Genomic DNA, 20618 nt, shown 5'->3' with positions numbered 1-20618 from the left:
GATGACCGGATGCGCTGAAGGCGATCAGTCGATCGCCTTGGCGTAGGTTTCTCTTTCTATATCGAGTACTTCAACGGTGAGAGAAAGAGCAGAGCCTTGTTGTATCTTCTGGAGATTTTGGAGCTGTCTGAGCTGCGCCAGAATCTGCCGGGTTAAAAGTGATTTTTGTTGCCGGGTACGTCCGGACAAGATTCTTACCGTCACATGGATAAAAGGCGTATCAGTGCTGCCGGTCTGGAAATACTCATAGGCGATCGCCCGGGTTTTTATGTCTGCCTCAGCAAACAGGCCGGTTCTGAAAGCGCCTGTGTGAACAGTTGCCACCAGAGTGGAAATATCCAGACTATCTTCAAGCCCTTTGGCGTATTCAATGATGCAGTGTGGCATGTCAGTTGTGTCCTTATTAACTGAATTGAAGCAGAGCCTGAACTAAGCTGGCAGCTTCTGTTTTAACCTGTTCTTCCTGCAGGATAGCATCAACGCCCAGAACTCGGAAAAATCATTTACAACTACGTCGGGTTTATCAGGATAGCGCTCAGAGCCAGGGAATATCTTGTTCAGCCAGGGCTGATCCCATAATGCACCGTTAAAAAAAACGCTGGTTATACCCGCTGATTTAGCTGCGATTACATCGGTTGTACTGTCGCCGACGTACCATACGTCAGGTCCCAGTTTACAGCCGAGATTGTCGGCGGCTTTGACTATCTGGTCGATATGGGGCTTACGCTGTACCGTATCATCACCGCAGATCTCTGTATCGAACAGTTCGGCCCAGCCGCTGCCGTCGATTGTATTCAGCTCGTGAATGAAGAACTCCCGGTCGCGGTTGGTGATTACGCCCACAGTGAGGTTGAGTTGCCGTAAGCCTTGCAGGACATGTTTTACCTTAGGTTCAAAAGGCAGCGCAGTGCCATAGTATTTACGGTAGTGTCGGTTGAAACCCTGATGCGCTATTTTTTTTGCTTCATCATTATCGGCAAATAGTATCTCGAAAATATCGGTGCGTGAGATCTTGCGATCGAGTTTTATTTTCGGATGCAGGCCGAGGTTTTCGCGGACATATTCCACCAGTTTGGAATCTTCCGGTGATTTGCAGGCGGCAGAGGTTACCAGATGATCCAGCAGGCCCATCTCACGCAGATCTTTCAGCATATCATCCACTGCGTGGTACATCGCATCCAGGGTATCGACCAGGGTCGCGTGCCAGTCAAACAGGACCACTTTAGGGTAGGTGAGGCTGGCCACAGCCGGATGCCAATCGGCTTCTTGCCGGGGCGGTGGCGGTGTCAGTGGCGGCAGGCGGGCAGGCCGTAGCAGACTGCTGTCACGTGATTCTGTCTTGCTTTGGTTGCTGCTTTCGATCCGGTCAAGTAATTCGTCAAAGCTATTGATGATCGTTTGCGGGGAATGGGCGACGTGGTCAGCGACAGCGAATGTCGCTTTAAACCAGTTTTCATCCCACAAAGCGCCGTTATAAAACACTGAAGTGACCCCGGCCTTACTGGCGGTAATCATATCGGTCAGGCTGTCTCCGACATACCAGACATGTGAGTCAACCTTTTCACCGAGTCGTTCTATAGCATGTTCAAGGCCATCCGGTGCCGGTTTATAACGGGGGGCATCGTTACCACCGAGGGTGGTATCGAACAGGTTTTGCCAGCGACCTGAATCAACGCTGGCCAGCTCATGGTTAAGGAAATAGCCGCTGCGGTTAGTCACAACACCGATTTTGATACCCAGTTTTTTCAGGTAGCAGAGGTACTCATACATACCCTCCTGAAACGGAAAAACCTTGCCGTAATGGTTCTGGTAACACTCATCATAGGCTTTGTGAGCAATGGCGTTGGCTTCGTCATTATCGCCAAACAGGGCATCAAAAATATCGGTGCGGGAGATGCGCTGCTCGGCTAATACCCGGGGGTGCAGGTGACGAAAAATCCGGATATAACGCATCAGCTTTTCGTCGTCTTCTGTTTTCGCCCGCTCTTCCGGCAGAATATGTCTTACCAGATCCAGCTCTTCCAGCTGCGACAGCATCTCCTCTATTGCCTGATACATCGCATCATGGGTGTCGACCAGCGTACCGTGCCAGTCAAACAGTATTACCCTGGGATAGGGCAGTACGGTGTTGTGCGTAGTTTTAGAAGCAGTTTTGTCCATGTTCAGATCCTTGTCGCAGGTTCAAAGCAGGGGGCAACTCAGATACCAGACTACCAGTTGTTGTTGAAGTTGGGCAAATGCACCAGGGTATTATTGGTAACGTTCACTAACTGCTTGAAAACTGAACGGGTTCCACAGGCCAGAGGTCAAAGGCAGGGGCTGCTTTAAACTAAGATATGCTGCTTAGGATATATTATTCAATTTTGTACTATTCAGATGGCAGACAGTTGCTGCATTCGCTAACCAGGTCCTACACTTTTGATAGCTGATGGTTTATGACACAAAAAATACATTATGGCCTGCTGCTTAAAGCGGCTGAATGCGCTCTATAAGTGGACAGTGAAAGCGAATGAGTAATCAATCGGTCTTCCTTACTCTTCTGACTATCGAACTGATGATACCGCATGCTCAATCGCTTAAGGACAAGCGTCGCGAAGTGCGGGGACTAAAAGACCGTGTCAGAAGCAGATTTAATGCCTCTGTAGCCGAGGTGGGATATCAGGATAAATGGCAACGCGCCCTGCTGGCGGTCTGCCTGGTAGGTAATGACAAGCGCAAACTGGAGTCTGATACAGCCAGGATTCGTACCCTTTGTGAAGAGGTCGCCGATATTGAAATCATAGCGATTGATCAGGAGTGGCTATAATGTGAGGCCAGCTGATAATCAGTCAGCCTCCCCAAACAGTATGCCGAATTCGATTGTTTTCAGGGGAAGTTTCTATGCCGGTAAGTCATAAAAGGGTACTTTATGCCACGCTTGGTTTTTTGTGTTTAAGCCTGTTGGGGCCGGGTCTTTGGGAACTGTTCAGCAGTTCTCCGGATAATGCGGGTCTGATCGCCCTGCAATTGGAAGCACTCAATCAACTCAGAGCTTATAACGGAATGGTGGCAGCGGTCGGTTTTCTGGCAGGTGTGGCTATTTTTAACATAGAGCATAACCGTAGTCTTATTTTAGCCCTTGCAGTAATTATGCTCTTTCTAGTGTTGTCTCGCCTTATCTCGCTATTTATCGACGGCGTTCCCGGAACGATAACGCTGACCTATATTGCTATCGAGAGTTTGATCGCAGTGATACTTCTTGTCTGTATGCCGCCGAAACTCAGATGAATCAGATGGGTTTGATAATTTGAGATGGAAGTATTGACCAGATACTGATGCCGGCTTTGCCATGTATGAGATTCTAGCGTTAATACTTCTCATCGGTGTAACCGGTTGTTATTTAAAATACCGGTCTGTTTTGGTCGCTGAAACCGGCTTTTAAACTCCTCTGTTTATTCGCCACCATTTATGTATTACATCTATCAATATCAGTATGCAGGCATAGCTTAGTAATGATGCCCATTGCTGCAGAGTTACCGGTGTTATCTGCAAAATATCGCTGATAATCGGCAGATGCATCGCAGCAATATGTATGCCTTGGGCGCAGAGCATGCCGATTAACAGGAATGGGTTGCTAAAAAAGGGGTGTTTGAAGATCGATAGCGTCTCTGAACGGCTATTGAAGACATGAATGTTTTCAAACAGGACCATCAGTAACAACGTCAGATTTCGTGCTTCAACTTCATTCATCCCCAGCTGAAGCGCCTGAACAAAGAGAACAAAGGCGATGCCGCCCATAACCAGAGCATTGATCAGAACCCGTTCGATCATCAGGCGGTTGAACATCGGCTCTTGCGGAGAGCGGGGAGGCTTATTTAATTCATTACCCTCTGCCGGTTCGAAGGCGAGAGCAATGTCCTGCATACCGTTGGTAACCAGATTGAGCCACAGCAACTGAATGGGTAGTAATGGCAATGGTAAACCGAATAGTACTGAGAGGATAAAAAGGAAAATCTCCGCGGCGCCAGTGGATATTAATAAAAAGACGACTTTGCGGATATTGGAATAAACCAGGCGTCCCTGACGAATACCCTCGATTATAGAAGCGAAATTATCATCGGTGAGAATCAGGTCGGCACTTTCCCTGGCGACATCAGTGCCGCGTTTACCCATGGCAATGCCGACATGTGCGTGTCGAAGGGCCGGTGCATCGTTGACACCGTCTCCGGTGACGGCAACGAATTCCCCCTGGCGGATTAATTGCTCGACCAATAGCTGTTTTTGTTTAGGTTCTACACGAGCAAATACTCTTTCCTGAGCGGTAATTGTCCATTGTTCCGGGGTTGCTTTTTGTAAGCGTTGTTCGAGCTCTCTACCTGTAATTGCACCGCTTAACCTTGTCGAGAGGTTTAATTGATTGGCAATCGAAGTGGCTGTATCCGGGTGGTCGCCGGTTACCAGCAAAACATTAATACTGGCTTTTTTACAGGCCGCTATCGCTTCGGGAACTTCCGGGCGCAGGGGGTCAAGCATTCCTACGATACCCAGGAAATCGAGGTCGTGTAATTCATCCTCCGGACTGCCATAACTTTCAGGCAGAGGCCTGGATGCTAAAGCCATTACCCGGTGACCCTGTTGCGCCAGTGATTTTTCCTGTTCGATAATCAGTTGGCGCTCAAGTACCTGATGCTGGTTAGCGTGGCTGCACATATCCAGGATACGCTCGACGCTACCTTTAGCCAGAAGCATTGTCTGCTTACCAATAAGGTTGATACTGGCAGAATACGCGTTTTCGGATTCGTATGGGATCATATCCAGCTGCCGGTAGCGGTTTTTTAACTGTTCAATATCCACTCCAAGCTTGATCGCCAGTACCAGAAAGGCGATATCGACATGATCACCGTGTGACAGCCACTGACCATCAACATGTTTTAATTCCGCCTGATTAGCAAGCGCACCTGCTGTGGCCAGCTGCTGCAACTCTTGTTCTTCGATTTGATTGTTGGTTTCTACCGCGCCGTGGAGATCTTTACCTTCACCGCTGACATTGAACTGACGACCCGTAGGTAAGATCAGTTGGTGAATTGTCATCTCATTAAGGGTCAGGGTGCCGGTTTTGTCAGAGGCCACCAGGGTACAGGACCCTAACGCTTCAACAGCAAGTAATTTACGCACAATGACTCCCACCCGAGCCATGCGTCGCATGCCTATCGCGAGGGCGATAGTGATAGCTGCAGGCAGGCCTTCCGGTATGGCCGAAACCGCCAGTGCAACACCCATCAGGAAAACCTGGGACAGATCATCACCGCGCAATAATGTAATCAGAAACAGCAGAGCGATAACCAATAAGACACTATAGGTGACTTTCAAAGTGAATCGTTGCATTCGCTGTAGCAGAGGAGGCATGGTATTTGCCGTCCCACCAATCTCGCTTGCTATCTGACCGATCTGAGTATTACTGCCGGTGTGCGCTACGATACCGCGTCCCCGGCCGCGGGTAACAATCGTTCCGGCAAATAGCATATCAGTGCGTTCAATAAGGGCAGCGCTATCGGGTATGGGGTGAGTTGACTGCTTACTTTGTGGCAGTGATTCGCCGGTGAGCATCGATTCATCGCAGCTTAGCTGCTGGCTTTCTGTCAGTCTGATATCTGCCGGTACTTTATCACCTGAGACAAGCTCTACCAGGTCAGAAGGTACCAGCTGTTCATTAGGGATCTGCTGCAATCGATTATCCCTGATCACAGTACTGTAACTGGGTACCATCTTTTTCAGTGCTTTGGCCGCACGTGCGGCGGAGTGTTCCTGCAAGCTGCCAATCATGGCGTTGAGTAGCAGAACGGCAAATATGAAATAGCTATTGATGTAATGGTTAAGAAACCATGAGACCAGCGCGGCGGCTAACAGGACATAGATAAAAGGATTTTTAAACTGACGTAAAAAAATAAGGATTAAACCATCTTCACTGGGCTGCGGTAGAAGATTGGCTCCATGCTTCGCGAGTAATATTTCAGCTTGAGTTTGGCTTAACCCTGGCATCGCTATGATTAACTCCCATGAAGTTAAGCGGGAAATATAAACAAAGTGGATATGCGAAAGTCATGTCACTTCTTTGAGTGTAGTTGGCGAATGATTAAGCGCAAAGTCATCTCTCCGGGGCGGTCGGTTTAACGGCTTTCATGCACAAACGGCTTGAATTCTGATAAAAGATGCAGGCTTTCAGCGACAGGCCTGCAGGTGATATTTCCCCTATACGTGTTAACGCCTTTAGCGAAACCATCATCTTCTGTTAATGCGCTAAGCCCTTTAGCGGCGAGCTGTAATACATATGGTAATGTCGCGTCTGTCAGTACGATAGTAGAAGTTTGTGGGTAGGCACCTGGCATATTAGTAACGCAATAATGGGTCACGCCATGAGACTGAAATACCGGATCGGAATGGGATGTGGGGTGGGAGGTCGCGATGCAGCCGCCCTGATCGATACTGACATCGACAATGACTGAGCCCGGTTGCATGCTGGCTACCATTGCCTCAGATACCAGATGAGGTGCCCGGCCACCGGGGTGGAGCACTGAACCTATTAATATGTCGGCATTTTTAAGCTCTGCTTCGATGACTTCAGGCAATGAGGGCGTCACGCGAATACGTGGTGAAATTACCTGCTTCAGTACAGCTTCCCGTTCCGGATGACGGGTGAATATGACGGTGTTGGAGCCAATTCCATCGGCAACTTTGGCGGCGTGGCGGCCAACAATACCATCGCCCAGTACAACCACCTTACCTTGGTGTTTACCCAGAATACTGCCGGGTAATATGCCTTTCCCGCCGTTGAATCTGGCCAGGTAATAGTTGCCGATGATGACTGACATATTGCCTGCTACCGCGCTCATGGGGGCCAGTAGCGGTAACTTGCCCTGACTATCTTCAACTGTTTCATAGCCTAGCGCAGTGGTTCCGGTCTTTAACAGTGCTTGGGTTAACGCTGGGTCAGCTCCGGCAAGGTGCAGGTAGGTAAATAGTATCTGCTGTTTAAGGAAAGGATATTCACTGGCCTGCGGCTCCTTTATCTTTAATACCAGTTCTGTATCCCAGGCTCTTTGGGTGGTGACTATCTGGCTGCCAGCAGCAAGGTAGGCAGTATCAGAAAATCCTGAACCCGTACCTGCCCCGGCCTCCAGCAAAATTTTGTGCCCCTCTTCAATCAGCGCTTTGGCGCCGTCTGGTGTTAAAGCGACCCGATTCTCGCTATTTTTTATCTCTTTAATTACGCCAATGTCCAAAGCTCAGCCTCCATCATGTGTCTGTTGTTCAGTGTAGCGGATAGGTTTCTATTAAGGTGGGCTGGTCACTTAAGTGAATACAGCATTGATACTGATTCTCATTTGAGATCTGACGCTGTTAATTGAACTATGCTTTTGCTTAACCTGTCTTTTATCTACTTCGGTTGTGTATGGAATATAAGGATTATTACAAAATTCTCGGCATTCACCGTGATGCGGCACCTACGGATATAAAACGCGCCTATCACAAGCTGGCTCGCCAGTACCACCCTGATCTGAATAAAGAGAAAGACTCTGAAGAGCGGTTTAAAGAGGTGAATGAGGCATATCACGCCCTGAAGGATCCTAAAAAGCGCAAAGCCTATGATCAACTGGGCGCCAACTGGCAGCAGGGGCAGCAATTTCAGCCACCACCGGGATGGGCTTTCCACTTTACTCAGGATGGTTCAAGTCAGGCCGGTTCTACACCCGGCGACTTCAGTGATTTTTTTAGTTTTATCTTTGGCGGACAGGATAGCGGATTACAAGCGGAGCTGCGTAAGCGCCGGATGCGGGGACATGATCTGCATGCCACACTCTATATTGCGCTAGAGGATGCCTTTGCCGGTAGTAAGCAGTCTTTATCTCTGACTGTTCCGGAGCTAAACGCGACAGGAAAAATCGAGCAACAGTCCCGTCAATTTAATGTTCAGATACCACGGGGTATCCGCGAAGGTCAGCAAATTCGATTAGCCGGGCAGGGCACTCCCGGGTTAGAAGATGCGCCGAATGGAGACCTGTACCTGCGGGTTTTATTTAAGCCCCATCCCTATTTTTATGCCGAAGGACGTGATGTCTATCTGGAGTTACCTGTTACGCCCTGGGAGGCTGCGCTAGGTTGCCGTATTAACGTACCGACGCTGGCAGGGGCTGTAATGTTAAATATCCCCGCCGGTTCTCAGAGCGGACTTAAACTACGCTTAAAAGATAAGGGTTTACCTGGCCGGTCACCTGGTGACCAATACGTACGATTACGCCTGGTGACCCCGCCTGCTGAAAACGAAGCTGCCCGTAGTCTTTATCAGCAGATGGCTGAAACGATGCCATTTAATCCCCGTGAATCGATGGGATAGTAATGGCTTGTACTTAACTGAGCAGCAGAGGTGGTGGAGGGCAGTGCATGCAGCGTAAACAATTGATCCCTATAGCGGAAGTATTGGATGACTCGTTGCAATTATCGATTGACGGGTTATCTCAGCGCTGTGCGGTACAGCATTATGTAATTGTTGAAATGGTGCCTGAGCTGGCGCGGTTGGTGGAGAGCGTGGCATGAAGCGTAAACAATTGATCCTTACGGCTGAAGTGCTGGATGACTCTCTGCAGCTATCGATTGATGAGTTATCTCAGCGTTGTGCGGTACAGCATTATGTCATTATTGAAATGGTTCAGTGTGGGGTCGTGGAACCACAAGGGTATACCCCTCATGAGTGGCGTTTTAGTGGTCATGATCTGGTGCGTATCCGGCAGGCAATCAGGTTGCAGCGAGATCTGGAGATTAATTTACCGGGGGTGGCACTGGCGATCGATCTGCTGGAGCAGCTGGATGAGCTACGTACAAAGATCAGGTCAGAAAGGGAGCGCTGAGAGCTCAATCCGGGCTTGCTTCAGAATATTTACTGCTAAGTGTTAATGATGGGAATGATATGTTTCAAAAATACATCGAGCAAAGTACGAAAAAGGTCAGGCATACACTGGAACTGGCAGTAGGTGAAATGGCTGCCCTGAAACAGAATACACTGACGCCAGACTTTCTCCTTCTGGCTCTGTTGTCTCAACCTGACTCAACTGCGATGCAAATTATTTCCAAGCTGGTATCTAACCCGGTTGAGATAGTGACACAGATTAAAGGTGAAATCTTTCAGCACTATAAACAGGCAGCTGCGGTTGAAATTTCTCAGGTTATGGCATCTAAAGAGTTTCAGGAAGTATTCGAAGTTGCTTACGAGGAGAGCCGTCGTCTTGGCGATACTTATATTTCTACGGGGACGCTGTTTCTTGCTTTGTGTGATCCTAAAGCGGGTCATGTTGCAGATTTCCTGAGTAATGCCGGGCTGAATAAAAAGCAGGTACTAAAAGCGCTGCAAGAGGCCCGCAACGGCAGCGCTATCACTTCAGATGATGCTGAAATTGAAGCTGATATTTTGTCCCGCTATACCCAGGATCTTACCCGGATGGCAAGGGAGGGTGAGTTGGATCCGGTGATTGGCCGGGATGAAGAGATTGGCCAGATTATTCAGACGCTGTCCCGGCGTAAGAAGAACAACCCTGTTTTGATCGGAGAAGCCGGGGTGGGGAAAACAGTCATTGTTGAAGGTCTGGCACAACGGATTGCCAAAGCGGAAGTGCCAGAGGTCTTACTGAATAAACGGCTGTTATTACTGGATATGAGTGAACTGGTCGCAGGCTCGAAAATGCGGGGTGAATTCGAAGAACGCCTTAAATCATTGCGTGATGCGGTGGTTAAGTCTGCCGGGCAGGTGATTCTATTTATTGATGAACTGCATACTGTAGTAGGAACAGGCTCCATGACCGGTGGAATTGATGCCTCAAGCATGTTGAAAACAGCGCTGGCCAAAGGCAGCTTTCAGGTGATCGGCGCGGACACCCTGGCTGAATACCATGCTTATATTGAACAGGATAAGGCGCTGGAACGACGTTTTCATCCAATCCTGATTCGTGAACCGAGTATTGAAGATAGCATCGCAATTTTAGAAGGAATAGCAACGCGCTATGAGAAACACCATCTTATTCATTATGAAAAAGGTGCCTTAAAGGCTGCTGCTGAGTTATCGGAGCGCTATATAACGGATCGAAATTTACCTGACAAGGCGGTTGACCTGATTGATGAGGCCGGAGCGCATAAACGGATCAGTCTTAATGCCTTGCCCCATGATATTAAATTACTTGAATTGCACTGTAATCAACTGCAGCAGGATAAGGCTGATGCATTTAATGCGCAGGACTTTGAAAAGGTTGCCAGTTTACAGATGGATATCCTGAAGCAGCAGGAGAAACTGCAGCAACTACATACCCGCTGGGAAACCGAACGCGGGCAACAGGATGATTGCGTCAGTGCTGATGATATCGCTGCAGTGGTGTCCCGTTGGACCGGCATACCCGTTGCCCGAATGGTAGAGTCTGAAGCTAATAAGCTGTCGCATATGGAAGCTAAGCTGCATCGCCGTATCATTGGCCAGGATGATGCGGTGCGTTCTGTGGCTAATGCTATACGTCGTAACCGGTCGGGTATCACATCCCCTTTGCGGCCGATCGGAACATTTCTGTTTCTGGGGCCTAGCGGGGTAGGAAAAACCGAACTGGCCAGAACCCTGGCTGAATTTCTACTCGATGATGAGACGCGTATCGTGCGTCTGGATATGTCGGAATATATGGAACGTCATGAAGTTTCTAAAATGATTGGTGCGCCGCCAGGCTACATTGGTTATGGCGAAGGTGGGCAACTGACCGAAAAAATACGGCGTAATCCTTATTCTGTGGTTTTATTGGATGAGATAGAGAAAGCCCACCCCGACATTTTCAATATTCTGTTACAGATTCTGGAAGACGGCCACTTAACCGACGCCCAGGGCCGTAAAGTGTCGTTTCGTAATACGATCCTGATAGGCACTTCAAATCTGGGTACTGAATCCCTGTCGCCGGATAAACGTGAAATCGGTTTTATCCGGCCTAAAGTCACTGATTATGGCGAGGCTAAACGGTTGATCATGCAGGAGGTTAAGCAATTTTTTAAGCCAGAATTCCTCAACCGCCTGGATGACATTATCGTGTTTCATTATCTGGAAAAAGATCATGTGCATGAGATTGCGGAGATATTTGCCACAGAACTGGCGCAGCGTATGACGGAACATCAGATCGAACTACATATGGATTCGGATGTAATCAGTAAAATAGCCGAAGATGGCTATGATCCGGTGTATGGTGCCCGGCCGTTGCGCAGAGAATTTGAACGCCAGATAGAGAATCCATTAGCGATGAAAATCGTTGAGGGCAGTTGTGCTGAAAACAGCATCGTTAATATTGGACTGAAAGAGGGAGAGATCACTTTTGCCGTAGCGCCGTTAAAGCCCGCCCCGGAAGTTAGTAATTCTACCGATGAATGAGGCTTAAGATGATGTCAGTGCTATTGAAAAATCAGTACAGGGGACCGGGAGTATGACTGAGTCATTCCACTGCTGTGATGAGCTGGGGCCGCTAAAAATCATCTACATCCAGAATCTGCGCTACCAGCTGCAAGGTATATTAGTCGTAGATAACATCGCTGCGGGTCCCGCAATTGGCGGCTTACGTATGGCGCCGGATGTAAGTACCACTGAGTGCGCGCGCCTGGCAAGGGCGATGACCCTGAAAAATGCCATAGCAGAACTGCCCCATGGTGGAGCTAAGTCGGTACTGATTGGTGACCCTAAAATGGCCAGGGCAGAAAAAGAGCAGCTGATTCGGGCTTTTGCCTCGGCCCTTGCGAATAATACCGAGTATATCTTCGGCCCGGATATGGGAACCAATGAAGAGTGTATGGCCTGGGTACACGATGAGATAGGCCGGGCGGTGGGCTTGCCCCGGGAGATAGGTGGCATTCCACTGGATGAGATCGGTGCCACCGGCTGGGGCGTTAGTCATGCTACCGAAATTGCGCTGCAGTATAGCGATATCAATCTGGCTAACGCGACGGTCGCCTTTCAGGGTTTTGGCGCTGTTGGCAGTCACAGTGCACGTTACCTGGCAGAACAAGGTGCAACGATTGTCGCGGTCAGTGATTCTCAGGGTACAGTTTATTGCAAAGAGGGTTTGGACCTTGATCTGCTGACAACACTTAAACAGCAAGGCGGCAGTGTGATCGATTATGCCGCAGGCGAAAAGCTAAGTGCCGATGCGATTATCGATGTGCACTGTGATATATGGGTTCCAGCGGCCCGTCCTGATGTGATCAATAGTGAAAATGTTGATCGCCTGAAAGCCCGGCTGGTGGTTCAGGGGGCGAATATCCCTTTTACCCGGGATGCTGAAATGACCTTGCATCAGCGTGGCGTGCTGGTTATTCCTGATTTTATCGCCAATGCTGGTGGTGTGATTTGTGGCTCGATGGAATATAGCCATCTGGGGCAGGAAAGTGCCTTTGAGGCGATCAGAGAGAAGATCAGGCACAACACTGGAGAGATGTTAAAGCTGGCGCATGCCGAAGCGATTACTCCCCGGGAAGCGGGTGAAAGGATAGCGATCGCCAGGGTAAAACGGGCAATGTCGCTTCAGCGCAGGCCTGGCTTTTGAGCCTTTGATAGCGATTAGCTGAGTTAGTGTTTGGCTTACTCTCATTTAATTCTGATTACTGTCCTATTATCGTTTGAAATAATGTAATCTCATGAAATAGAAAGATTTTGTATTGAACTGATATGACCTTTTTAAGCTGTTTTACAAGGTCGACAGAAGAGGTGACAACACTGTGGATATGGATCTGAGTCTGAATCAAACGCGGGTAATCGGCTGTCTGATTGAAAAGGAGATCACGACGCCTGATCAGTACCCTTTGTCACTAAACTCGCTGACTGCGGCGTGCAACCAGAAGAGTAACCGCGAGCCGGTGATGGATCTGTCTGAAACCGAAGTTCAGGACCTGCTGGATGAATTGAGCAAGAAGCGGTTAATCCGCGAGGAATCCGGTTTTGGTAGTCGGGTAGTGAAATATAAACATCGTTTTTGTAATACCGAGTTCAGCGAGCTCAAGCTCAGTGAGCAGGCGTTAGGTATTGTCTGTGTGCTGTTTCTGCGCGGGCCGCAGACGCCAGGTGAACTGCGTAGCCGTACCAATCGCTTATGCAGCTTTTCTGATGTCCATGACGTGGAGGGCGCGCTGCAAAAGATGAGTGAGCGCGAAGATGGTGCTCTGGTCGTTCGCATGCCACGGGAGCCAGGCAAGCGTGAGTCACGTTATGCGCATCTGTTCAGCGGAGAAGTCGAAGCCGCGGGCCCGGATGAAATAGCGGCTATTCCCCGCGCCAGAGAAAGCGGTAACAGCGAACGGGTTGAAGCGCTAGAGCAAAGATTATCTGAATTGGAAGAGAAAGTAGCAACGCTTACAGCGACGCTTGATGAGCTGATGTCTTAAGCTGGCTGAAAAGAATTCTATCTAAACGGGATAGTTGTTATTACTTCTGCTAAGCCCTGCTTGCACTCAACCATATCCGCTGTTCATGGGTGAACAGCAAAAAAACTGATCAAGCTGCTACCTGCAACAGGTAAGCACTGGCTATAGCCTGCCCTGAACCGTAAGATGTCGGCCCCGTAACCTATATATTGAAGCTCTTTCCTTGGGGTTTCAAATAGTCAGTGTGCAAAATGAATTCAGTAAAACAACAGATTTCCCTGAGTGATGTCAGTCAGCCGCTCAATCAATCTCTTAGTAACAGTCTCTTCGACACTATCGTGGTCGGCAGCGGACCTGGTGGTGCCACCGTCGCTAAAGAGTTGAGTCTGCGAGGGCAAAAGGTTGCTGTGGTTGAGTGGGGGAGTGATGCACCACTCGAGGGTAAGTTCCTGCAAATGGCCGGTATCGCTGCGATTCCCGGCAAGGGTGCTTTTATCAATTCTGACCTGTCGCTACTTATGCGAGGCATCACTGCAGGTGGCAGCTCAACGATTAATTTTGCCACAGCGATGGCTCCGCCAGCCGACCTGTTTAGTAAATATGGTGTTGACCTGTCTGTCGAGGTGGCTGAAGTCGAACAAGAACTGCCGCTTACTACGCTGACTGATGATCTGGTCGGTCCATTGGCTAAGCAGATCAAATCCAGTGCTTTGTCCATGGGATTGGACTGGCGAAATCTTCAAAAATTTACCTACCTGGATAAATGCCGTGCTCATTGCCATCGCTGCGCTTACGGTTGTCCTTATGATGCCAAATGGAATGCGCGGATGTACCTTGATCAGGCGATAGAATCGGGTGCTAAGTTATTTCTGAAAGCTAAGGTCTCCCAGGTATTAACCGAGAAAGATCGGGCCGTCGGTATCAAATTTACTCAGCAAGGAAGAGTTAAACAGCTACGAGCCAACAATATTGTGCTCGCAGCTGGCGGCATTGGCACACCAAGAATATTGGCGGCTAGTGGTGTGGCTCGGGCGGGGAAAGACTATTTTACCGACCCGGTTATCGCCGTAATGGGTACTGTCGATGGTGCTGATTTTGATGCAGATAAGTCTGATAGTGAAGTGCCTATGGCGGCCGGTATGCACTTGCCCGAGCAGGGGATAATGCTCTCTGACCTGGCGTTACCAAAACCGCTGTTTCAACTGTTTAGTGCGCAGGTTGGTCGGTTTGATCGGCTGCATTCTCATGCCAGAACCCTGAGTATTATGGTGAAAATAAGAGATGACCTTGGCGGAAATGTTGGCCCGAAGTGGCTTAACAAGAGTTTATCTGCTGACGATAAGTCCAGGTTTGAAACCGGGGTGGATATTGCAAAAAATATACTCAGGAATGCGAATGCTAAAAGCATATTCAAGAGCCATCATTTTGCCGCTCATCCGGGAGGCAGCGCCAAGATAGGCGAGGTGGTTGACTCCGATCTCCAGACGAATATTCCAGGCCTGTTTGTTTGCGACGCATCGGTTATTCCTGAGCCCTGGGGGCTGCCACCCACGTATACGCTGCTATGTCTGGGCAAACGTCTGGCTAAGACAATTGTCAGGTAGCCACTATAAAAAGGGACAGCTGATACATGATCTGATGCTGCCAGAAGAAGGTCTGGCAGCATAAGTGAAAAGGCTTTCAGAGAGCCCCGGTCTCTCTGAAAGCCTTGTTTTATTACTCAACTTTTATTATTCAATTCCTAAATCGGCTCAGCCGATAAGGTTCAAGGTCGTATGTGGTTGGCTGATTCTGATAAAGCTGGCTAATCAACTGCGCGGTAAGTGCCGCCTGGGTCAGCCCTAAATGCTGATGGCCGAAGGCTAATAACACTTCTCCTTTTGGGCCGGTACGGTCGATTACGGGCAGTGAGTCCGGCAGCGATGGCCTGCGACCCATCCAGGGTTCTGCACCTTCTGTATTCAGCGGTCGGTCAAACAGTGCCTGGGCATGTTGCTGCAGCATTCTGGCTCGTTTCATATTGGCTTCCCGTTCGAGTCCGGCGAACTCGACTGTCCCCGCCAGACGAAGACCGCCCTGCATAGGCGTCATGATAAACCGGCGTTCAGCTGAAGTGACTGCCACCGGCAGGGTATCCAGCTCTTTGGGTAGCATCAGGTTGTAGCCGCGTTCGGTTTCCAGTGGCACTTTCACACCGGTTAATGCCCGTACCAAAGGTTTGGCATAGGCGCCGTTTGCAATCAGCACGCGCTTGCAACGCAGTGTGCCATCAGCGGTTTCCAGTTCGACGCCTGCTTCGGTCAGGCGTCCACCTGTGACAGCTGTCTGTGAATAGGTCATGCCTTGTTGTTGGGCGGCCTCAAACAGGGCTTCGACTAATTTAAGTGGATCAGTGACATGAGCAGTGGCGGGAAATTCCAGCGCACCTAACAAGCGCTTACTCAGTGCGGGGGCGTGTTCATGCAGTTCAGCACCATCAAGGTGGGCGACGGGAACATCGTAGGTGCTGAGTTTTTCCATATGTGTAAGCAGGCTGGCTTTGGTTTCAGGCTTTTCATAGGCCAGCAGGGAGCCTTTCTCCTGTAACAGGTCAGTACGGTTAATCGAACCAAGCATGTCACGCCATGCTGTCAGGCTGGCACGATTCAAAGTGGAGAGTGCATCTGCGCTGCGCTTATTTACCTTTGGCCGCATATTGCTGACCAATTGCAGCATCCAGGGAGTGATTTGAGGCAGGTAGCGCCAGTCGATGCTCAATGGGCCAAGCGGGTCGAGCAGCATCTTGGGTAGCTGTAACAGGATCTCGGTCGATGCCAGCGGGAACACCTGCTCGGTGGCAATGTGCCCTGCGTTTCCCGAAGAGGCTCCGGCACCGGGGGCTTCCCGATCCAACAGCAGCACGCTTTGTCCCGCCTGTTGCAAAGCAAGTGCACAGCTGGTGCCGATAACACCTCCACCGATCACAATAATATCCTGTGTCATAGTCTTCATAGAGCATTCCCAGTTACTTGTTGAATGGAAAATCAGTGTTTAAATGAATAGGGTTAATTCTGTTTGACCTGCTGCTCGATCAGCAGGTCATGAATCGCCTGGCCGGCTTCCAGAATGTGCTTTCTGAGCAAAGCCGAAGCGCCTTTAATATCCCGTTTGAGGCATAGTTCAAGGATGTCGCAGTGCTCCCGGTCTGCTTTATCGATACCGGTCGTGAACAGCAACTGCATCCGAATATAGCGGTCAGATTTAAAGTTCAGTTTCTGAATAATATCCAACGCCATAGGCATGTCAGCAGGTCGGTAAAGGGCGGCATGGAAGGCATAGTTGAGGTCGCTCCAGTCCTCAATTCGGGTGCCGCTTTTAACCGCATCTTCGAAGGCGTGCAGAATTTGACGGCTGGTAGTGAAGTCCTGCTCGGTCATCTTCGGGATAGCCTTTTCCAGGACGTGACATTCGACCAGTGCGCGGAGTTCAAACAGGTCGTGAATCTTACCCGGCAACAGCTCAGTTGCGGTTGCGCCTTTATGGGCTTCAAAATTGACCAGCCCCTGAGCTTTAAGTTGCAGTAACGCCTCTCGCACAGGAATTCGACTGACGTTGTATTCCCTGGCAATCGCATCCTGGCGCAGAGCTTCACCGGCGACAATCTGGCCGGACAGGATCTTATTGCGCAGGTTATCGGCAACCATCTCGGTGCGGGTTTTATAAACGAATTTAGTTTTATTATTCTGTTGCATAGATTCTGTATCTCAAATGTCGGACCAGTGATGAAAGGCTCTCTGTTTGTCTGTCAGGCCGGAATAAACTCATCGCCAGACCAATACCCAAGGTCAGGCATGAGAGAGCTGTTATTTCACTTCAAAGCCGTGAGCGTAAGGATCTTCGCTATCGACCCAGATGGTGTTGTGGCCGTAGACCCGGGCCCAGCCTTGTACGCTAGGCATGATGGCGTTGTGCTCTCCTACAGTCGTCGCGGCTTCAATACGACCCTCAAACAGGCTGCCGATAATGCTTTCATGGACAAAATCGTCACCCACACTGAGCTTACCTTTTGCATGCCACTGGGCCATGCGGGCACTGGTCCCGGTACCGCAAGGTGATCGGTCTATCGCACGGTTGCCGTAGAACACTGCGTTACGGGCGTGGGCACCTGGCTGCGTCGGTGTGCCGGTCCACAAAACATGGGATACACCGGATACCGTTGGATCATCCGGGTGAACGCAGTCGACAGCCTGGTCAACAATATGGCGAACGATCGGGCTCAGGTGGAGAATCTGGTCGACGCTGAAATGCTCAAGACCCGCGAAGTTCTTCTGTGGGTCCACGATGGCGTAAAAATTCCCGCCGTAAGATATGTCGATGATCAGCTCGCCCATATCTGGGACTTTAACCGCGACTTCAGCATGGGCCAGATAAGAAGGCACATTGAATATCCGGACCTTTTCTACTTTGGCGCCGTTTTGCTGGTACTCGATACGGATCTTACCGGCGGGTACGTCAAGGATCAGCTGGCCTGGGATGCGGGGCCGTATAATCGCATTTTCTATAGCGGCAGTCACTGTGCCGATAGTACCGTGCCCGCACATCGGCAGGCAGCCGCTGGTTTCAATAAACAACACAGCAGCATCGGCATCAGCTGAGCAGGGTGGGTATACGATAGCGCCGGACATCATCGAATGGCCACGGGGTTCAAACATCAGCGCCTGACGGATCCAGTCAAAATTCTGCAGAAAGTACTGGCGCTTCTGGCTCATGGTTTCGCCGATCAACTCCGGATAGCCACCGGCGACCAGACGGACAGGGTTGCCACATGTGTGGGCATCGATACAGAAAAAAGTGCCTTCTCTCATACTTAACTACCTGCAATCAAATTCTTATTTTGCACCGGATATCGGTGCTTATTTTTGTAAACTGAATACTTTATACAATATTTAATTTTCTAAGTGAAGCATGTTGCGTCTGTTCTGGATTACCGCTCATCGCTTCGTTTTATTTGCATTGAAATTTACATTACCCCCGTAATACAAGGCTTTCAGGGTGGTTTTAAGGGTTGATATCGAGCTTTGAGTTGGTTAAGCAGTAAGCAAAAATAATGAAATATTATATATTGTATAAAATATTCAACTGCATTATGATGATTTTCGTTGGCTTTTTGAAGCGACCCGAAACGGCACTGTTAAGTGGTTACCCGTTGTTGAGTAAGAGGCTTACTTAAGCCTCAGGTCTGGGGGCGTCAGGAGCCAGTGAGAATTGGAATAGTTGCGTTAGTTCTCAGGCCGTGGTTCAGGGAGTTCCTGAGCCACTGTTTGATTAAATTGAGGAAAGGTTATGAATTTTGAAGGCGTTTTAGTTCCTGTAGTTACCCCCTTCGATAGCGAAGGCAAGGTGGATTACAGCGCTCTGGGCAATCTGCTCGATCATCTGATCAATGCAGGTGTCCGTGGTGTCGTCGCCTGCGGTACCACCGGTGAATACTATGCGTTTGTTGGTGATGAGCGTCGCAGTGTGATGGCGTTTATTGCTGATCGTGTCGGTGACCGGGCGTTGCTGATTGCAGGTGTTAACGATACCCACACGGCAGGTTCTGTGGAAAAAGCTGAAGAAGCTAAAGCGCTTGGCTATAAGGCTCTGATGCTGGCACCGCCTATTTACTGCCTGCCGCAGGAAGCTGAAATCATCCAGCACTATAAAACGGTTAGTGTCGAAGCTGATATGCCGATCATTATGTACAACTTTCCTGATCGTTCCGGTGTAGAGATCAGCGTTGAGGCGGTGATTGAGCTGAGTACAGATAAGAATATTGTCGGTATCAAAGAAAGCAGCGGCGATTTTAGCCGCGCCCTGAGCCTGATTAATGCCGGCATGACGGACTTTGAGGTTATTTGCGGTTCCGATGACCAGGCCGCTGATTACATGTTCTGGGGCGTGCGCTCCTGGATCGGTGGTGCTGCCAACTATCTGCCAGCAGATCATGTGCAGATTATCGAAGCGGCGAAAAACGGCGACTACGTAACCCTGCGCAAGACCATGCAACGCATTCTGCCTGTCATCAAGAATCAGGAATCAGCTGATTACAATCAGAAAGCCAAACTGGGTTGCGCCCATATGGGACTGCCGGTAGGCGAAGTGCGCGCACCTCTGTTGCCGATCAGCGAAGAAGATAAGGCGGACTTTATTGCGGCTCTCACAGCCTCTATTAAATAAACCCGTTAAAGAAGCTAAATGTAACAACAAAAGTAACAACAAAAGTTACTACAAAAGAAATTGAAAAAAATCGTGTTTTACAGTTTTTGAGGGATTGCCCCTCAATGTCAAAATCTCAATACAATAATAGGAACAGAGACATGAAGACATTTACCAAGCATCTGGCATCACTGGCAATCGGCAGTGTTATCGCACTTGGCACTATTACTTCAGCACAAGCGGACAAGCTGGATGATGTAATTAGCGAAGGTACCCTGCGCTGTGGCGTAGTGCTGGATTTCCCGCCAATTGGCTACCGCGACGCAAACAACGAGCCGGCTGGCTTCGATGTTGAATACTGTAATGACCTGGCAAAGGCGCTGGATGTGGATGCTGAAATTCTGCCGGTCACCTGGGCTGAACGTCTGCCTTCTATTCTGAATAATCGTACCGATGTCGTGTTTGGCGGTACTTCCGATACCCTGCAACGGGCTGTCACTGTGGGATTCTCAATTCCTTACGCCATCTACTACGCACAAGCGATAGTGGGCAAAGACTCTGGCATAAAGACTTTTGAGGATATGAAAGGCAAGCGCATCGCTGCTGCGGTGGGTACTGTGCCTGAGAAAGAGTTCCTGAAACTTGCGAAAGAGTGGGGTACCGAAGACCTGTACCAGAGCTATCAGAGTGAAAACGAAGTATTTCTGGCAGTAGCGCAGGGTAAGGCGGATGCAGGCCTGACCACTAACACTGCGGTTAAACCGGTTGTGCAGCAGTTCGATACCCTGAGTGCCGGTCCGCGCATGCCATGGACTACCGACTACACCTCGGTGGTGGGTCCGCGTAAAGATCAGGGTTGGTTGAACTACCTGAACCTGTTTGTAACCCATCAGGTTCGCTCCGGTCGTTATCAGGAGCTTTGGGGTACCTATGTGGGTGGCGAGGCACCTGCACTGCGTATTCCAAACGTACTGTATTAATTCAATCTTGCCGGTGCTGCTCAGCTAGTTTGGGCGGTGCCGGTATCACAAATTAATAGGTAC

The 20618-nt window shown here is 49.6% G+C and carries 18 protein-coding genes; 11 read left to right on the top strand and 7 right to left on the bottom strand.

Annotated elements, in window-relative coordinates:
* Positions 1 to 24: 24 nt before the first annotated feature.
* Both ACQUQM_RS09595 and ACQUQM_RS09590 read right to left on the bottom strand, forming a co-directional pair.
* A complete protein-coding gene (locus ACQUQM_RS09595) occupies positions 25 to 387 on the bottom strand; it encodes a 5-carboxymethyl-2-hydroxymuconate Delta-isomerase (protein WP_432474257.1) in 363 nt (120 codons plus the stop codon).
* A 42-nt stretch (positions 388 to 429) separates the two neighbouring features.
* A complete protein-coding gene (locus ACQUQM_RS09590; RefSeq protein ID WP_432474256.1) occupies positions 430 to 2160 on the bottom strand; it encodes an HAD family hydrolase in 1731 nt (576 codons plus the stop codon).
* 349 nt (positions 2161 to 2509) lie between these two features.
* Between ACQUQM_RS09590 and ACQUQM_RS09585 the strand changes: the two genes are divergently transcribed.
* Positions 2510 to 2806, top strand: a complete 297-nt coding sequence (locus ACQUQM_RS09585) for a DUF503 domain-containing protein (RefSeq protein WP_432474255.1) — start codon at positions 2510 to 2512, stop codon at positions 2804 to 2806.
* Positions 2807 to 2880: 74 nt separating this feature from the next.
* Positions 2881 to 3267, top strand: a complete 387-nt coding sequence (locus ACQUQM_RS09580) for a DUF4345 domain-containing protein (protein WP_432474254.1) — start codon at positions 2881 to 2883, stop codon at positions 3265 to 3267.
* A gap of 150 nt (positions 3268 to 3417) precedes the next feature.
* On the opposite strand, the gene ACQUQM_RS09575 is transcribed toward ACQUQM_RS09580, so the two are convergent.
* Positions 3418 to 6018: a cation-translocating P-type ATPase gene (locus ACQUQM_RS09575; RefSeq protein WP_432474253.1), complete on the bottom strand. Its 2601-nt coding sequence runs from the start codon at positions 6016 to 6018 to the stop codon at positions 3418 to 3420.
* Between the two features lie 128 nt (positions 6019 to 6146).
* A complete protein-coding gene (ald, locus tag ACQUQM_RS09570) occupies positions 6147 to 7259 on the bottom strand; it encodes an alanine dehydrogenase (RefSeq protein WP_432474252.1) in 1113 nt (370 codons plus the stop codon).
* A gap of 170 nt (positions 7260 to 7429) precedes the next feature.
* Here ald and ACQUQM_RS09565 point away from each other — a divergent pair, with 170 nt between their 5' ends.
* The 7 genes from ACQUQM_RS09565 (at position 7430) to ACQUQM_RS09535 (ending at position 15002) form a co-directional block, all read left to right on the top strand.
* Positions 7430 to 8371, top strand: coding sequence for a DnaJ C-terminal domain-containing protein (locus ACQUQM_RS09565; RefSeq protein WP_432474251.1), 942 nt, complete (start codon positions 7430 to 7432; stop codon positions 8369 to 8371).
* A 47-nt stretch (positions 8372 to 8418) separates the two neighbouring features.
* Positions 8419 to 8571, top strand: a complete 153-nt coding sequence (locus tag ACQUQM_RS09560) for a hypothetical protein (protein ID WP_432474250.1) — start codon at positions 8419 to 8421, stop codon at positions 8569 to 8571.
* Positions 8568 to 8882 (top strand): chaperone modulator CbpM, encoded by a 315-nt coding sequence (locus ACQUQM_RS09555; RefSeq protein ID WP_432474249.1) that lies wholly within the window; start codon positions 8568 to 8570, stop codon positions 8880 to 8882. The genes ACQUQM_RS09560 and ACQUQM_RS09555 overlap by 4 nt, the downstream gene beginning before the upstream one ends.
* Positions 8883 to 8941: 59 nt before the next feature.
* On the top strand, positions 8942 to 11419 hold the full coding sequence (locus ACQUQM_RS09550) for an ATP-dependent Clp protease ATP-binding subunit (protein ID WP_432474248.1): 2478 nt from the start codon (positions 8942 to 8944) through the stop codon (positions 11417 to 11419).
* Positions 11420 to 11471: 52 nt separating this feature from the next.
* Positions 11472 to 12584, top strand: coding sequence for a Glu/Leu/Phe/Val family dehydrogenase (locus ACQUQM_RS09545; RefSeq protein ID WP_432474247.1), 1113 nt, complete (start codon positions 11472 to 11474; stop codon positions 12582 to 12584).
* 172 nt (positions 12585 to 12756) lie between these two features.
* A complete protein-coding gene (locus ACQUQM_RS09540) occupies positions 12757 to 13419 on the top strand; it encodes a YceH family protein (protein ID WP_432474246.1) in 663 nt (220 codons plus the stop codon).
* Between the two features lie 230 nt (positions 13420 to 13649).
* Positions 13650 to 15002 (top strand): GMC family oxidoreductase N-terminal domain-containing protein, encoded by a 1353-nt coding sequence (locus ACQUQM_RS09535; RefSeq protein WP_432474245.1) that lies wholly within the window; start codon positions 13650 to 13652, stop codon positions 15000 to 15002.
* Between the two features lie 130 nt (positions 15003 to 15132).
* Here ACQUQM_RS09535 and ACQUQM_RS09530 read toward each other — a convergent pair whose 3' ends face one another.
* The 3 genes from ACQUQM_RS09530 to ACQUQM_RS09520 all read right to left on the bottom strand — a co-directional run bounded on the left by ACQUQM_RS09530 (position 15133) and on the right by ACQUQM_RS09520 (position 18242).
* Positions 15133 to 16389 carry an NAD(P)/FAD-dependent oxidoreductase gene (locus ACQUQM_RS09530; RefSeq protein ID WP_432474244.1) on the bottom strand — a complete coding sequence of 419 codons (1257 nt, stop codon included), beginning with the start codon at positions 16387 to 16389 and terminating at the stop codon, positions 15133 to 15135.
* A 53-nt stretch (positions 16390 to 16442) separates the two neighbouring features.
* On the bottom strand, positions 16443 to 17129 hold the full coding sequence (locus ACQUQM_RS09525) for a GntR family transcriptional regulator (protein ID WP_432474243.1): 687 nt from the start codon (positions 17127 to 17129) through the stop codon (positions 16443 to 16445).
* Between the two features lie 111 nt (positions 17130 to 17240).
* Complete coding sequence (locus tag ACQUQM_RS09520; RefSeq protein WP_432474242.1) at positions 17241 to 18242, bottom strand: 4-hydroxyproline epimerase; 1002 nt, start codon at positions 18240 to 18242, stop codon at positions 17241 to 17243.
* A 478-nt stretch (positions 18243 to 18720) separates the two neighbouring features.
* Between ACQUQM_RS09520 and dapA the strand changes: the two genes are divergently transcribed.
* Positions 18721 to 19596, top strand: a complete 876-nt coding sequence (gene dapA, locus ACQUQM_RS09515; protein ID WP_432474241.1) for a 4-hydroxy-tetrahydrodipicolinate synthase — start codon at positions 18721 to 18723, stop codon at positions 19594 to 19596.
* A 140-nt stretch (positions 19597 to 19736) separates the two neighbouring features.
* Positions 19737 to 20555 (top strand): transporter substrate-binding domain-containing protein, encoded by an 819-nt coding sequence (locus tag ACQUQM_RS09510; protein ID WP_432474240.1) that lies wholly within the window; start codon positions 19737 to 19739, stop codon positions 20553 to 20555.
* The last annotated feature ends 63 nt before the right edge of the window (positions 20556 to 20618 follow it).

The organism is Amphritea sp. HPY (assembly GCF_050870985.1).
Taxonomy (GTDB): Bacteria; Pseudomonadota; Gammaproteobacteria; order Pseudomonadales; family Balneatricaceae; genus Amphritea.
This window is presented reverse-complemented; position numbering and strand designations above follow the sequence as displayed.

Excerpts from the sequence above, each read along its gene's own strand:
- ACQUQM_RS09590 (WP_432474256.1), bottom strand. The coding sequence starts at position 2,160 with ATGGACAAAACTGCTTCTAAAACTACGCACAACACCGTACTGCCCTAT.
- ACQUQM_RS09565 (WP_432474251.1), top strand. The coding sequence starts at position 7,430 with ATGGAATATAAGGATTATTACAAAATTCTCGGCATTCACCGTGATGCG.
- ACQUQM_RS09520 (WP_432474242.1), bottom strand. The coding sequence starts at position 18,242 with ATGAGAGAAGGCACTTTTTTCTGTATCGATGCCCACACATGTGGCAAC.
- ACQUQM_RS09560 (WP_432474250.1), top strand. The coding sequence starts at position 8,419 with ATGCAGCGTAAACAATTGATCCCTATAGCGGAAGTATTGGATGACTCG.
- ACQUQM_RS09555 (WP_432474249.1), top strand. The coding sequence starts at position 8,568 with ATGAAGCGTAAACAATTGATCCTTACGGCTGAAGTGCTGGATGACTCT.
- ACQUQM_RS09535 (WP_432474245.1), top strand. The coding sequence starts at position 13,650 with ATGAATTCAGTAAAACAACAGATTTCCCTGAGTGATGTCAGTCAGCCG.
- ACQUQM_RS09585 (WP_432474255.1), top strand. The coding sequence starts at position 2,510 with ATGAGTAATCAATCGGTCTTCCTTACTCTTCTGACTATCGAACTGATG.
- ACQUQM_RS09550 (WP_432474248.1), top strand. The coding sequence starts at position 8,942 with ATGTTTCAAAAATACATCGAGCAAAGTACGAAAAAGGTCAGGCATACA.
- ACQUQM_RS09530 (WP_432474244.1), bottom strand. The coding sequence starts at position 16,389 with ATGAAGACTATGACACAGGATATTATTGTGATCGGTGGAGGTGTTATC.
- ACQUQM_RS09510 (WP_432474240.1), top strand. The coding sequence starts at position 19,737 with ATGAAGACATTTACCAAGCATCTGGCATCACTGGCAATCGGCAGTGTT.
- ACQUQM_RS09545 (WP_432474247.1), top strand. The coding sequence starts at position 11,472 with ATGACTGAGTCATTCCACTGCTGTGATGAGCTGGGGCCGCTAAAAATC.
- ACQUQM_RS09580 (WP_432474254.1), top strand. The coding sequence starts at position 2,881 with ATGCCGGTAAGTCATAAAAGGGTACTTTATGCCACGCTTGGTTTTTTG.
- ACQUQM_RS09575 (WP_432474253.1), bottom strand. The coding sequence starts at position 6,018 with ATGCCAGGGTTAAGCCAAACTCAAGCTGAAATATTACTCGCGAAGCAT.
- dapA (WP_432474241.1), top strand. The coding sequence starts at position 18,721 with ATGAATTTTGAAGGCGTTTTAGTTCCTGTAGTTACCCCCTTCGATAGC.
- ACQUQM_RS09595 (WP_432474257.1), bottom strand. The coding sequence starts at position 387 with ATGCCACACTGCATCATTGAATACGCCAAAGGGCTTGAAGATAGTCTG.
- ACQUQM_RS09525 (WP_432474243.1), bottom strand. The coding sequence starts at position 17,129 with ATGCAACAGAATAATAAAACTAAATTCGTTTATAAAACCCGCACCGAG.